This is a genomic window from Salsuginibacillus kocurii DSM 18087 (assembly GCF_000377705.1).
GTDB lineage: Bacteria > Bacillota > Bacilli > Bacillales > Marinococcaceae > Salsuginibacillus > Salsuginibacillus kocurii.
Genome location: NZ_KB898623.1, coordinates 219,450 through 233,456, shown reverse-complemented (window position 1 = coordinate 233,456; position 14,007 = coordinate 219,450). Strand labels below are relative to the sequence as shown.

At 43.0% G+C, this 14,007-nt stretch carries 12 protein-coding genes and 1 pseudogene; 12 read left to right on the top strand and 1 reads right to left on the bottom strand.

What is annotated here, in order from left to right; translation table 11 throughout:
* Positions 1–146 precede the first annotated feature (146 nt).
* Complete coding sequence (locus D469_RS0101225) at positions 147–599, bottom strand: GNAT family N-acetyltransferase (protein ID WP_018921532.1); 453 nt, start codon at positions 597–599, stop codon at positions 147–149.
* 660 nt (positions 600–1,259) lie between these two features.
* Between D469_RS0101225 and ctaG the strand changes: the two genes are divergently transcribed.
* The 12 genes and pseudogenes from ctaG (at position 1,260) to D469_RS0101160 (ending at position 13,949) form a co-directional block, all read left to right on the top strand.
* Positions 1,260–2,180 (top strand): cytochrome c oxidase assembly factor CtaG, encoded by a 921-nt coding sequence (gene ctaG / locus D469_RS0101220; protein ID WP_018921531.1) that lies wholly within the window; start codon positions 1,260–1,262, stop codon positions 2,178–2,180.
* A 27-nt stretch (positions 2,181–2,207) separates the two neighbouring features.
* The gene (locus tag D469_RS0101215; RefSeq protein WP_018921530.1) at positions 2,208–2,828 is read left to right on the top strand and encodes an SCO family protein; all 621 of its coding nucleotides are present in this window, start codon (positions 2,208–2,210) and stop codon (positions 2,826–2,828) included.
* 83 nt (positions 2,829–2,911) lie between these two features.
* A complete protein-coding gene (locus D469_RS0101210) occupies positions 2,912–3,094 on the top strand; it encodes a hypothetical protein (protein ID WP_018921529.1) in 183 nt (60 codons plus the stop codon).
* A gap of 15 nt (positions 3,095–3,109) precedes the next feature.
* Positions 3,110–3,424, top strand: a pseudogene (locus tag D469_RS0101205) (redoxin domain-containing protein); the annotation flags it as partial.
* Between the two features lie 245 nt (positions 3,425–3,669).
* On the top strand, positions 3,670–4,710 hold the full coding sequence (gene argC / locus D469_RS0101200; protein ID WP_018921527.1) for an N-acetyl-gamma-glutamyl-phosphate reductase: 1,041 nt from the start codon (positions 3,670–3,672) through the stop codon (positions 4,708–4,710).
* Between the two features lie 19 nt (positions 4,711–4,729).
* Positions 4,730–5,962: a bifunctional glutamate N-acetyltransferase/amino-acid acetyltransferase ArgJ gene (gene argJ, locus D469_RS0101195; RefSeq protein WP_018921526.1), complete on the top strand. Its 1,233-nt coding sequence runs from the start codon at positions 4,730–4,732 to the stop codon at positions 5,960–5,962.
* A 32-nt stretch (positions 5,963–5,994) separates the two neighbouring features.
* A complete protein-coding gene (gene argB / locus D469_RS0101190) occupies positions 5,995–6,777 on the top strand; it encodes an acetylglutamate kinase (protein WP_018921525.1) in 783 nt (260 codons plus the stop codon).
* A 13-nt stretch (positions 6,778–6,790) separates the two neighbouring features.
* A complete protein-coding gene (locus D469_RS0101185; protein WP_018921524.1) occupies positions 6,791–7,951 on the top strand; it encodes an acetylornithine transaminase in 1,161 nt (386 codons plus the stop codon).
* A 53-nt stretch (positions 7,952–8,004) separates the two neighbouring features.
* Positions 8,005–9,087: a carbamoyl phosphate synthase small subunit gene (locus D469_RS0101180; RefSeq protein ID WP_018921523.1), complete on the top strand. Its 1,083-nt coding sequence runs from the start codon at positions 8,005–8,007 to the stop codon at positions 9,085–9,087.
* On the top strand, positions 9,080–12,250 hold the full coding sequence (locus D469_RS0101175) for a carbamoyl phosphate synthase large subunit (protein ID WP_018921522.1): 3,171 nt from the start codon (positions 9,080–9,082) through the stop codon (positions 12,248–12,250). The genes D469_RS0101180 and D469_RS0101175 overlap by 8 nt, the downstream gene beginning before the upstream one ends.
* Before the next feature lie 21 nt (positions 12,251–12,271).
* Positions 12,272–13,228: an ornithine carbamoyltransferase gene (argF, locus tag D469_RS0101170; RefSeq protein WP_018921521.1), complete on the top strand. Its 957-nt coding sequence runs from the start codon at positions 12,272–12,274 to the stop codon at positions 13,226–13,228.
* A gap of 466 nt (positions 13,229–13,694) precedes the next feature.
* Positions 13,695–13,949 (top strand): hypothetical protein, encoded by a 255-nt coding sequence (locus D469_RS0101160; protein ID WP_018921519.1) that lies wholly within the window; start codon positions 13,695–13,697, stop codon positions 13,947–13,949.
* Positions 13,950–14,007 lie beyond the last annotated feature (58 nt).

The window sequence follows — 14,007 nt, the reverse complement described above, 5'->3', positions numbered from 1 at the left end:
GGAGAGTTTTGCAATGCTAGTGAATGTAGGTCCGTTATGAAAACAGAGGTGCTTCATGTTAGCTGTAGTTGAACATATCGTACGGCCAGGCCTCCCCAGATACTCAGAACTTATTGGTCTGCCACCTAGCAGCTCCCTTTCTCTTATTAAAAACTGAAGCCATAACGTTTGGCTACAACATCATAGAAGCCAAGAGAGTTGTAAAGGGCTTTCGTAGCTTGGTTATTTACTCCTGTTTCTAATTCAATGCCTTTTAAATTGTTGTTTTCAGCCCAGTATATAATATGTAGTAATAATTTTTTGGCGATCCCTTGCTGTCGATGATCTTTGTGTACATATAAATCATTCAGCCAAATATAACGCCCGCCTTTAGATAAACTGATGCCAACATTTAAAAATGCTGCTCCTAGTACTTCGCCTTGGTGTTGAGCTATAAACAAGTAAGCTGGAGAGTCATCCTCTAACGTTTCTTCGATGGCCCGGTCTAACCGCTCTTCTGCATTACGTTCACCGACCGAATCCATCTGACCCATCAGAAGATTGAAGATTTGCTGTCTTAAAGGTTCATCTGCATTATTTGGGACTTGAAATATTTCCACTGAAACCCCTCCGTTACAAGCACTTGATAGAGAATTATGAGCTTTAATGACTTAATCATATCATAATTGCAAGACTGTGTAAGATCAACTTTTTAAACTACCGTATTTTAAGGGGAGCCGTAGTTTATTCAATATATGAAGACATTAAGAAGAATAGGAAAGTACTTTTAGTGAAATTTTAGGATGATAAGAAAATGGGTCCAAAGCTCTCGGTATTGGTATAAGAATAATAGAAAAACGAAAGGGATATGCAATTTATTTGAAGGTGAAATTGTAACATCTTGTCCATCCATGTAGTGAAGAAAATATGCTATAGTATTGATGCAATGGGTACACTTTTCTTATAAGTGTTTTCACAAACGTTATGGAAGGTTTCATTTCAACACCTGAAAGAAGCTAAATGTTACTGCTCCAGTTGGAAACGCAACAACCCTTCAAAACACAGCATTCGTATAAACACGTGACAGACCAAGATAGAGTAAACATTCGCAGCTTGACTAGACTTATGTGCCACTGTTGTTTTCATTTCTAAATTTGAAGAGTGTTCCCTTTTCAAGGTCGTTTAACCGATCTATAGGTTAAATGAAAGGTGACGAACCAAACCATGAGTTGAAAATAGAAAGTAGTCGTTTTTTACGGCAGTTTGAAAGGAGTATAGAAATGGGAGAATATTTTTCCACCTTATCTTTTCGTGGTCTTTGGACGCCAGAGCTAATCGCTGTACTTCTTGTCGTTTTTGGCATATATTACTTGCTGACGAGAAAATGGCGGCACCGATTTGTGGAAAGTGAACCGCAGTCTAAAAAACAAGATGCCTATTTTATATTAGGGCTGGCTGCTTTATATATCGGTTGGGGCGGCCCGTTGTATGCTGCCGGTCATATGGTGCTCAGTATACATATGGCACAAATGGTGGCGGCTTATTTTGTTGCTGCACCTCTGTTTATTCTGGCTATGCCGAAATGGCTTTTATATATCGTAATGAACAAGTGGAAAGAGATTTCGCCGTTAACGAACCGTGTAATTATGAATCCTTTGATCGGCCTGCTGGCATTTAACTCGCTTTTTTCTTTTTATCATATACCAGGGGTTTTTGACGCGCTGATGCTCAATGTGGGCATGCACAGTTTCTATGAAGTTCTTTTATTAATGAGTGCTATGTTGATGTGGTGGCACATGATTTCTCCACTGCCGACAGAAGGCGGGCTTACTGATTTGCGGAGAATTGGTTATGTCTTTGCCAATGGCTTATTGATTACTCCTGCCTGTGCATTGATAATCTTTGCAAATGACCCTATGTATAATACCTATACAGACGCCAGTACATGGGCGACTGTAATGGCATACTGCCTGCCCGCCGGAGATACTATCCCACTAGAAATGTTTAATTGGACGGATAACGTGTTTTTAACACCGTTACTGGATCAGCAATTAGCAGGAGTGCTTATGAAAGTGATGCAGGAAGTTACGTATGGCATAACGATAGGCTATATCTTTAAACAATGGTTGAAGAAAGAGAAGTTTCAGGAAGGAGACGTCTCAATCAGCGATATACCTAAAGGGGCTAAAGTGACAGAGTGAAGGATGGACAAAGAAAGGTGAAGGACAATGCAAATTCAGGGACGCCTCATAATAGTTGGTTGCATGTTTTTGTTTCTTTCAGGCTGTGGCTGGCTGTATGAATCTGAAAGTAGTGGAGATGCAGACGGAGAAGGACAGGACCTTACCGAGGCCGACTTATATGTAGAAGATTTTTCGTTTACAGATGAACAAGGGGACGAGATGGGATTGGAAGACTTGGAAGGGTCATACTGGTTGGCAAATATGGTATTTACCCGCTGTCCAAGTGTTTGTAATTTAATGAGCCCGAATATGTCAAGCTTGCAGGCGGAATTGGAAGAAGAGGATACAGCTGTAGAAATGGTATCTTTTACCGTCGACCCTGAGTTTGATACGCCTGAACGACTAAAAGATTACGGGGAATCTTATAATGCAAATCTTAATACTTGGCACTTTTTAACGGGATATACAGATGATGAGATTAAAACATTTGCAGAGGAGTCTTTTAACAGTGTCGTACAAGCTGTCCCAGAAGATGATGACATTATGCATGCCACCAGCTTTTTTCTTGTCAATCCGAATGGTCAAGTGGTTCGTTCATATGACGGGCTGGAAAGTGATACGGATGCATATGTAGAAGAGATTGAAGCACTGGTGAATGAAGAGTGACAATCAAGCATAATTATTGACGCTTATTGACTCAACCGCTACAGTATAATCAGTTTGATCCTAAGAAAGGGGGAGTGGAGGAGATGCATGGTTATAAAAAATCAATCCTTATGCTGCTTACTGTACTTATCTTTGCCGTTCTAGCTGCAGCCTGTGGTGACGGCGAAGAAGAAGAGCTTACAGCTTTGGATGAAGAACATGAAGAAGTATCACTTGCTAACAACGAGAGGCCCACTGTCTTATTTCATTTTACCGGAGTAAACTGAGGTCTTTGCCAACAGCAGCTCGTGCAGCTGCAAGCAGAGAAGGAACGATTTGATGAAATGGACCTCGATTATTATGCAATCAGTGCTGATCCCCCAGCTAACCATGAAGAATTCAAAGAAGCAGCAGGTATAGATTATACAATTTTGTCTGACCCTGACTTAACGATCATGTCACATACGGACATGGGGGACGAGGAACAAGCGTTGCGTGGCTTTAGCGTATTAGATGAAAATGGCGAAGTGCTGACGAGCCATGAAAATAATCACTTTGCAGAGCAAATGGAAGACACAGCAGCACGCATTCAAGACGCATTGAATGAAAATGAATAAGGAATGAATACCTTAGCTTCTCTCTTTTGGGGAAAGCTAAGGTTTTTTTATGGCTTTTACCTAGTTGTATAAAAGCTAATAAATCCAGAGAAATAGGGGTTTCATCCATGTTCTTACGAATGGGCGCAGTAATTCACAATAAAAATGTAAAGAAAATATAAAAATACAGTTGCATTAATTTTTATTCATTTCTATAATAGGAGTTACTAGTTAATTCGTATAAAGATAGAACGGGGTGCAACTTTATGAATATTGCCGTGGTAGGCGCTACAGGTTATGGTGGAATTGAACTGCTTCGACTTTTGCATCAACATCCGCATGTTTCAGACATTACACTATTTTCTTCTTCCCAAGCAGGGGAAGCTTTGAATAAAAATTATCCGCATATGAATTCGATTCAGGAAAAAACATTAGAACAGCTTGATGACAGTCTGGTTTCCAATCAATATGATGTCGTCTTTTTATCAACGCCAGCAGGGGTTTCTGCGGAATGGACAGAGAAAATTCTTTCTTCGCACGCTAAAGTGATTGATTTGTCCGGAGACTTGCGCATTAATGATGAGAGTACGTACCGAGAGTGGTATGGACAGAATACAGCAGGACCGGCCCTGCTTGAGCGAGCTGTTTACGGATTGACAGAATGGAACAATGAGGCCATTGCAACAGCTCAAGTTATTGCAAATCCAGGTTGTTATCCAACGGCTTCACTGCTTCCGCTGCTACCACTAGTAGAGCAGGATATGATTAAAGCCGACAGTATTATCATTGACGCGAAAACAGGGACAACAGGAGCAGGTCGTTCTCCTTCGGAAATGACTCATTTTAGTGAACTTTCCGGAAATTTTAAGACGTACAAAGTAAATCAGCATAAACACCTGCCAGAAATGGAACAAGAACTTTCAACTGTACGCGGAGCCCGAGAAACACTAACATTTACTCCGCATCTCTTGCCTATACCTAGAGGAATTATGGCAACTATTTATGCGGAACCAACTGAAACGGGTGCATCAGCAGCTGATCACTTGCAGGTATTAACCGATGTGTATAAAGATGCACCGTTTATCCGAGTTCGAACCTCAGATTGTTTTCCAAGTACAAAAGAAACGTACGGAAGCAATTACTGTGATATAAGTTTAACAATCGATGAACGCACCGGGCGCCTGACAATCGTAAGTGTGATTGACAATTTAGTAAAAGGCGCTTCTGGCCAGGCGATACAGAATATGAATGTGATGCACGGCTTTGACGAAAAGAGCGGTCTAGATATCGTTCCGATTTATCCATAGAAAGTAGAGGGGATTTGTTGTGGGGCAACTAACATTGAATGAACAGATTACAGAAGTAGAAGGCGGAAGTATTTTGACACCCAATGGATTTACAGCAGCTGGATTCCATACCAAAGTGAAGCGAAAACGCAAAGACCTCGGTGTAATCCTATCCGACCAGCCTGCTTCCGCAGCGGCTGTATATACGTTAAATCAAATTCAAGCTGCCCCTCTTCAAGTAACGAAGGAAAGTATTGCTGAGGACGGCACACTGCAGGCTATTGTAGTTAATAGCGGTAATGCAAATTCGTGCACTGGAGAACAAGGTATGAAAGATGCACTTCAGATGCGGGAAAAAAGTGCAGCAACATTTGGCCTTGCGGAAACTGAAGTAGCCGTCACGTCCACTGGAGTCATTGGCGAGCCAATGCCTATGGATAAAATCATTCCCGGGATTGAGGCGCTGAAGCCAGGACCAACATTTACAGAGGCCGATGCTTTTAACGAAGCTATATTAACAACGGATAAAGTGAAAAAGCACGCTTGCTTTCGAACCAGTATTGACGGCGAGCCGGTTGCTATCGGCGGAACGGCAAAAGGATCAGGCATGATTCACCCAAACATGGCAACGATGCTCAGCTTTATTACAACGGATGCAAATATTTCGCCGTATTGGCTGCAACATGCTTTATCGACTGTTACAGATAAAACATTCAATCGAATTACCGTAGACGGAGACACGTCAACGAATGACATGGTTGTCGTCATGGCAAATGGGCATGCCAAACATGAACCACTGAATCCGGAGCATTCGGATTGGCATCAATTTCTTGCTGCTTTAAAAGAAACATGTGAAATCCTCGCTAAAAAAATTGCTCGCGACGGTGAAGGAGCAAGTAAGCTTGTAGAAGTGCAAGTGAGCGGGGCGGTCAATGATGAAGAAGCTGGGCAGGTTGCCAAGCAAGTGGTGGGCTCTGACCTTGTAAAAACAGCAGTATACGGAACAGATGCAAACTGGGGGCGTATCATTTGTGCGATTGGTTACAGCGGCGCCACCATCAACCCTGAAACGATTGATATTGCCATCGGTCCAATTCAAACCTTAAAAGACAGCCGACCGGTTTCTTTCTCAGAAGAAGAGGCAACGGCTTACTTACAACAAGACACGGTTACGTTTCACGTAGACTTACAGCAAGGAGATGGCTTTGCAAAGGCCTGGGGCTGTGATTTGTCTTACGAATATGTACGTATTAATGCAGGTTATCGTACGTAGCTTTCAGTTTAAGTAAAAAGGACGGTCGGTATATGAAAGAGATAGTGGTGATTAAATGTGGAGGGTCAACCATTGAGTCACTGACGGACACATTTTTCGAACGCGTCGTAAATTTGAAAAAAAGCGGGAAATATCCAGTCCTCGTACATGGTGGAGGACCAGCTATAAATAATATGCTAGAGGCTTTAAACGTCGAGCCGTATTTTGTAGATGGACTCCGGCAAACAGACGCCAAAGTACTTGATATTGCGGAGATGGTTCTTTGTGGAAAAGTTCAGCGTCAGCTTGTTTCAAAGTTTGAACAATGCGGGGCAAAAACGATTGGCTTATCCGGAACAGATGCTCAGTTAATTGTAGCGGAGCAAGTTAACGATGAGCGGCTTGGCTTAGTAGGCCAGCCGAAAGAAGTAAATACAACTTTTATTCATTCCTTATTAGAACAGGATTATATTCCTTGTATCGCACCGATCGCTTCCAACGGTGCAGGAGAAAGGCTGAACGTTAATGCAGACAGTGCAGCCGCAGCAGTAGCTGATGCTCTCCAAGCTGAAGAAATGTTATTTATTACAGATGTTGATGGAATTTTAAAAGGCAATCAAGTATTGGAGTATGTCACTGTAGATGAGATTGATCAATTGATTACAAATGAAACCATTTACGGAGGAATGATCCCTAAAGTGAAAGCTGCAGTTCAGTGCTTGGAAGGGTCGATTCAAAAGGTTACGATCACTAACGGTGCAGCAACGGAGGAAAATGAACAACAGACTATACCAGGGACCGCCATTCAGAAAGCTCCGATACAAAGTATAAACTAGGGAGGATAACTGCATGCCGGAAGAAAGTGCACTTTTTCAAACGTATAAACGCTGGCCCCTTACATTTGAACGGGCAGAAGGAACAACTATTGAAGATGCAGACCATAATAAATACCTTGATTTCATGTCTGGTATTGGGGTTGTAAATGTAGGACATAATCATCCAACAGTGAAAGCTGCGATTGAAGAACAGTTAGAAAAAGGATGGCACGGCTCAAACTTTTTTCATTACCCCTTGCAAGAAAAAGTAGCAGGCCAGCTTACTGACCAAGCAATAAATGGTGGGAAGGTCTTCTTTTGCAACAGCGGAGCAGAAGCTAATGAAGCGGCTATTAAATTAGCTCGCAAAGCGACCGGCCGAACAAAAATTGTAAGCTGTGTAAACTCATTTCATGGCCGCACGTATGCCGGGATGGCAGCCACGGGCCAAGAGTCCATTCAACAAGGTTTCGGCCCGATGCTGACTGGGTTTGCCTACACCCCATTTAATGATGCAGCTGCACTTGAAGAAGAAGTGGATGAGGAGACTGCTGCCATCATGTTAGAAGTTATTCAAGGAGAGGGTGGCATTCGTGTTGGCAGCACTTCATTTTTAGAAAAAGCGCAAACACTTGCAAAACAATATGATGCCATGCTTGTCATTGATGAAGTCCAGACCGGGATTGGCCGGACAGGAAAGCCATTTGCATATCAGCATGAAGGGTTGGACCCTGATATTGTAACGGTAGCTAAAGGCTTAGGGAATGGTTTTCCTGTGGGCGCAGTCATAGGAAAGCAGAAATTGAAAGATGCATTTTCTGCTGGTTCTCATGGTTCCACCTTTGGCGGTAATCCCCTGGCAATGGCAGCAGCCTCAGCTACGTTGGACGTCGCCTTTGAGCCTGACTTTTTACAAGAGGTTACAACAAAAGGAGAAGAGTTCATCCAACTTTTAACCGATCGGCTTGCGTCACTAGATCATGTAAAAGAAATTCGCGGAAAAGGTTTAATGGTGGGGCTCGATCTTACCGAAAATGTGGTGGAATACATGCAAGCCTTGCGAAATAAAGGATTGCTTGTCTTAAATGCCGGGCCGAATGTGATTCGCTTGCTGCCACCGTTAACGATAAACGAAGACGAGTTAAAGCAGGCAGCCGACCTTATTGAAGAAACCGTAACCTATGTTCATTCATAAAGAAAAGACTAAGAAAGTAAACAAACAACCAACCATGAAGGAGGGGATTGGATATGAAAGGTCACATTGTCCTTGAAAATGGAGGAACCTTTACAGGTGAATTCATTCATACACCAAATGACGAGATTTACGGAGAAGCTGTATTTTTCACTGGAATGACAGGCTATCAGGAAGTTTTAACCGATCCTTCCTTCAAAGGCCAAATCGTCGTGTTCACGTATCCGTTAATCGGTAATTACGGAATTAACGATACCGATATTGAAAGTAAAGAAATTCAACCCGCAGCCATTGTCTTAAGTTCATGTCATCACGAAGGCTACCATTATCAGTCTAATCAATCACTTGCTGCCTGGGCGCTTTATCACCAAGTTCCAGTTCTTACCAATGTGGATACCAGGACGCTCGTGAAACGGATCCGTGAACATGGAGATATGGGAGCAGTTGTTACGACTAAAGCACAACCCATTGATTTTTCTGTATATACTCCGCTTGGAGAACGACATGTGATTGACGAGGTGTCGGTAGCGGAAGAAGAAACATATGGAAGCGGAGCAAAACGGATTGCGTTACTAGATTTTGGTTATAAATCATCCATGGTAGAGGCACTTGTTCATCGCGGTTATGAAGTATGTGTTCTTCCTTATCACACTTCTGAAGAGCGCATTCACGAGTTAAAACCGGATGGCCTCCTGCTTTCAAATGGACCTGGAAATCCAAAACAAGTCGAAAATGAACTTGGTAAAATACGCAAGCTTGCAGCTTGTTATCCAACGCTTGGCATTTGTTTAGGTCACCAGCTTCTTGCTTTGGCTTTTGGTGGAGATACGAAAAAACTTCGCTTCGGCCATCGCGGCGCAAACCAACCTGTGCAGGACATTCATTCCAAACGGGTATATATGACCTCTCAAAACCACAGTTATGTAGTTACTGAAGCTTCCCTTGAAAACAGCGACTTCCGCCCGCGTTTTATCAACGTGAATGATAATTCTTTAGAAGGGCTTGAACATGAGAGTCTCGACATTTTATCGGTTCAATTTCACCCGGAAGCTCACCCGGGTCCGGCCGATACAGAAGAGATTTTTCAGGAATTTACCAACTTAATTTACAAGAAGAAAGGAGAACCCGTATATGCCTAAAAATGAATCGATTCAAAGTGTGCTCGTAATCGGTTCAGGCCCGATTGTGATCGGGCAGGCAGCGGAATTTGATTATTCTGGCACGCAAGCTTGTTTAGCGCTTAGAGAAGAAGGTGTGCGTGTCATTCTCTTGAATAATAATCCAGCGACTGTCATGACGGATGATGCTTGCGCTGACGCTGTTTATTTCGAACCATTAACGAAAGAATCCGTTGAAGAAATTATAAAAAAAGAACGTCCTGATGGACTACTCGCCACATTAGGCGGCCAAACAGGGCTGAATTTAGCCTTATCGCTATATGAAGAGAACATTCTGGAAAGCTATAACGTGAAACTGCTCGGTACTTCGATTGAATCGATAATTAAAGGCGAAGACCGGGAAGCCTTTCGCAGTTTAATGAATGAGCTAAATGAACCTGTACCTGAAAGTGAAATTGTAGAAGATGTAGGAAGTGCATTGGAATTTGCTGGTGGTGTCGGTTATCCGATTATTGTACGGCCGGCTTATACATTGGGGGGTGGCGGCGGAGGTATCGCCAAATCAGAAGATGAATTAAAGCGGATCATGAGTGCGGGACTGGAAATGAGCCCAATCAATCAATGTCTAGTAGAAAAAAGTATTGCTGGCTATAAAGAAATCGAATATGAAGTCATGCGCGATGAGAATGATTCGTGCATTACGGTCTGCAATATGGAAAATATTGATCCAGTTGGCGTTCATACCGGTGATTCGATCGTTACCGCCCCTTCGCAGACGTTGACAGATGTAGAGTATCAAATGCTTCGCTCCGTATCGATAAAAGTCATTCGTGCCCTAGGCATTGTAGGCGGCTGCAACATCCAGTTTGCGCTCGACCCTAACAGCAAATCGTATTATCTAATTGAAGTAAATCCCCGGGTCAGCCGTTCCTCCGCACTAGCATCCAAAGCGACAGGCTATCCGATTGCACGGATGGCGGCAAAGTTAAGCCTCGGTTATCATTTGCATGAGCTGAAAAATCCGGTGACAGGTTATACTTATGCCAGCTTTGAACCTGCTCTTGATTATGTAGTCGTAAAAATGCCGCGCTGGCCGTTTGATAAATTTGTCCATGCTGACCGGAAGTTGGGAACGCAAATGAAAGCTACCGGCGAAGTCATGGCGATTGAACGAAATTTAGAAGCGGCCTTACAAAAAGCTGTCCGCTCCTTAGATATTCGTGAAGTAGGATTGGAATTGCAGCATTTAAAAACGAAAAGCGAGCAAGAACTATGGGATGATGTAAGTAAGCAAGATGACCGCCGCTTTTTTGTCGTGTTGGAACTATTGCGCCGTGGTGATAACAAAGAGCAAATTCGTAAGGAAACTGGAATTCACTCCTTCTATATAGATAGCTTTTCTAAGCTAATTGCGATGGAAGAAGAGATTAAAGCGTATCAATGGAGTGCTGTTCCAGCTGATAAATTACGGCAGTGGAAAAGTTTCGGCTTTTCCGATGAATGGCTTGCCAGCCAATGGGACGTTAAGTCTCAAGACATTCTCACGCATCGACTTGAAACGGGCTGCACGCCTTCTTACAACATGGTAGATACATGTGCAGCAGAATTTATTGCCGAGACGTCTTATTTTTATTCTAGCTATCAAGGCGAGCATGATGATGAACCAACCTCTAACTCTAAAAAAGCGCTCGTAATCGGTTCAGGTCCGATTCGGATCGGGCAGGGAGTAGAATTTGATTACTGTTCGGTCCATGGTGTTTTTGCGTTACAGCGTGCAGGTTACGAAACGATCATCATGAATAACAACCCTGAAACGGTGAGTACTGATTATGCGACGGCCGACCGTCTTTATTTTGAACCGTTGACTGCAGAAGATGTCGTACAAGTTGCTGAGCGTGAGCAAGTTCAGGCAGTGATTGTTCAACTGGGGGGACAAACAGGCATTTCACTAACAGAAGAGCTTGAAGCTGCCGGTCTGCCTGTTGTAGGAACAGATTCAGATACGATCGATCAACTTGAAGACCGTGATCGCTTTTACCGTTTAATGAATGAGGTGAATGTTGCCCATATTCCAGGCGTAACAGCTGTAAATAAAGAAGATGCTCTTGATAAAGCGAAAGAGATTGGATATCCCGTATTACTGCGTCCTTCTTATGTTATTGGTGGTCAAGGCATGACAATTCAAGCAACTGAAGAGGAATTAACGGCTTATTTGAGTGACTTGAGCGAAGCCGTTCATTATCCGATATTAATTGATGCCTTTATGCCAGGAAAAGAACTTGAAGTAGATGTTTTAACAGATGGGGAAGAAATTCTTATCCCTGGGGTTTTTGAACATGTAGAACGGGCCGGGGTTCATTCTGGTGACTCCATGGCCGTAACACCGCCCTATTCCATCTCCAAAGAAACGTTGAAGCATTTAGAAGAAGATGTGCGATCGATCGCGAAAGGAATGAATTTCCGAGGGATTTTCAACGTTCAATTTGTATACCAGGGCGAAAAACTATATGTGATTGAAGTGAATCCGCGCGCATCACGTACTGTACCGATTCTTTCAAAAGTAACCGGAGTTAACATGATCGACCTAACCATTCAGCTGTTGCTTGGCAAAACATTACCTGAACTAACAGGCGGCGAAACAGGGTTGAAACGAGAAACACCTTATTACACTGCCAAAGCACCGGTGTTTTCAAATGATAAATTACCAGGGCTAGATCCGATTTTAAGTGCAGAAATGAAATCTACCGGTGAATTAATGAGTCTTGCCTATACGAAAGAAGAGGCCTTGAATCAAGCGTTTGCGTGGTCTGAAGCTCAAATCCCTGCACTGTATAAGAAAAAGGGCTCAGTCTATACAGATATTCACACAACTGAATATCCGGCCTGTAAGCAAGCACTCGAGGTGCTGCAGGCGAAAGGGTATACGCTGATAGATAAGCAAGATAACGAAGCTGATGGTCCTTCGTTTGAAGACTGGGTAGCTTCAGAAGAAGCTGTAGCCTTCATCAATATCCCGAAAAAAGGAGAATCTACAGGGAAAGAAGAAAGGCGGCAGGCTCTTATTCACCGGAAGACCATTGTGACTAATCCAGAGACATTACAGGAATTAATTCAGTCAATGGAAGAAGGCAAACAAGAGCCCGCTTCGATTCAAGAATGGATAGAAACAAACTATGCGAAATAAGACGTGAAAGTAGGTGCCGATGTGGCAGAGGAAACGATCTCGTTGCAAGCTAATCTTACAGGGCGGAGTGTATTAACCTTGTTAGATTTAGAGGCAGAAGAAATTTCTGCTCTCCTTGATGATGCTGCTTACTTAAAAACAAGGCAGCGCAATGGAGAGCTGTACCAGCCTTTACTTGGGAAATCATTAGGAATGATTTTTGAGAATGCTTCAACACGTACGCGGTTATCATTTGAAGCAGGAATGACTCAGTTGGGCGGACATGCTTTATTTTTAAGTTCTAGAGATATGCAAATTGGCCGTGGGGAGCCCATTCAAGATACGGCCAATGTGATGAGCCGCTATGTTGATGCTGTTATGATTCGTACGAATTCGCATGCTGAGGTTGAAGAGTTCAGCCAGCATTCCAATGCTCCGGTCATTAATGCTTTAACTGATAATTATCATCCGTGCCAGGCGCTTGCAGATTTGTTGACGATTAAAGAAGCGAAAGGAACATTAAAAGGGTTGAAACTATGCTACGTCGGAGATGGCAATAATGTTTCTCACTCCTTGCTTGTGGCAGCTGCAAAAATGGGTATGGAAGGTGTGGTGGCTACGCCGCCAGGTTATGAGCCAGATAGAGAGGTTGTTAAGCGTGCGGAGCAAGTAGCCCAAGAAAATGGCGGTAGCGTGAAGGTGACGAATGACCCTGATGATGCGGTTGTTAATGCAGATGTTATTTATACAGATGTATGGGCAAGCATGGGTTATGAAGCAGAGCAATCAGCTAAAGAGAAAGTGTTTCAACCTTATCAAGTCAATGAGAAGCTTGTAAGGCAAGCAAAAGATGACTATATATTCTTACATTGCTTGCCCGCTCATCGGGGAGAAGAGGTTCATACCGATATCATTGATGGGCCGCATTCTGAGATCTATGAAGAAGCTGAAAACCGTCTTCATGTACAAAAAGCTCTGTTAGTAGCCGTTATTCAATAAGTCAAATCACGTAGTATGAACAGCCCCTGTTTCGAAAAGGGGCTGTTATTTTATGTGAAGTGACAAAATAAGTGATTCGTTAAAAGATCTTAAAAAGCATCATCGTTGGTTAGTGTTACAATTGGATGGATTCATTTCTTTTGGAGAAAGGATATTCATATGCGTGAACTTTTGTTAGGCTTGGTCATATTTTGTGTGGTTATCATTATTTCCTTCTTTATTATGAGTTATGGATTTAACCTTTCAGGATCACTGGCAGCGATTATTTCCATACTGGTCGCGATTTTGGCAGAAGTAGCTTACCGTGCTATATTGACCAATGGAAATTCCTGAGTTTGGATTTTGTTTTCAGCTACCATTTCATGCTCTAGAGCGAGGTTTTGAAGCGACCACGTATATAGCACGTCATCTCTTGGTACGCATATAATGGTCTATACTACTATCATATAGCTTAGGAGGAACGATAATGTATAGCCCTTATATGAGGCATCATCGCTCAGATACTCGTTACTTTCCTTTTCTGCCCTTTTTAGCTGGACTCGCGGTAGGGCCCATTTTATTTGGCGGCTACGGTTCGTATGGCGGGTATCCCCCTTATGTGTACAGTCCGCAATATGGTCCCCAATACGGTCCACAGTTCGGCCCCCAATATGGTCCCCAGTATGGCCCGCAGTACGGTCCGCAATTTGGACCAGAGTTAGGATCGGGTCCTTTCTTTTAAAACGGTAAATCAAAAGGACGAAGAGCTGACCTGTTGGTGGGCAGCTCTTCGGTATAGA

Excerpts from the sequence above, each read along its gene's own strand:
- ctaG (WP_018921531.1), top strand. The coding sequence starts at position 1,260 with ATGGGAGAATATTTTTCCACCTTATCTTTTCGTGGTCTTTGGACGCCA.
- D469_RS0101215 (WP_018921530.1), top strand. The coding sequence starts at position 2,208 with ATGCAAATTCAGGGACGCCTCATAATAGTTGGTTGCATGTTTTTGTTT.
- argC (WP_018921527.1), top strand. The coding sequence starts at position 3,670 with ATGAATATTGCCGTGGTAGGCGCTACAGGTTATGGTGGAATTGAACTG.
- D469_RS0101185 (WP_018921524.1), top strand. The coding sequence starts at position 6,791 with ATGCCGGAAGAAAGTGCACTTTTTCAAACGTATAAACGCTGGCCCCTT.
- D469_RS0101160 (WP_018921519.1), top strand. The coding sequence starts at position 13,695 with ATGTATAGCCCTTATATGAGGCATCATCGCTCAGATACTCGTTACTTT.
- D469_RS0101180 (WP_018921523.1), top strand. The coding sequence starts at position 8,005 with ATGAAAGGTCACATTGTCCTTGAAAATGGAGGAACCTTTACAGGTGAA.
- D469_RS0101175 (WP_018921522.1), top strand. The coding sequence starts at position 9,080 with ATGCCTAAAAATGAATCGATTCAAAGTGTGCTCGTAATCGGTTCAGGC.
- D469_RS0101210 (WP_018921529.1), top strand. The coding sequence starts at position 2,912 with ATGCATGGTTATAAAAAATCAATCCTTATGCTGCTTACTGTACTTATC.
- argB (WP_018921525.1), top strand. The coding sequence starts at position 5,995 with ATGAAAGAGATAGTGGTGATTAAATGTGGAGGGTCAACCATTGAGTCA.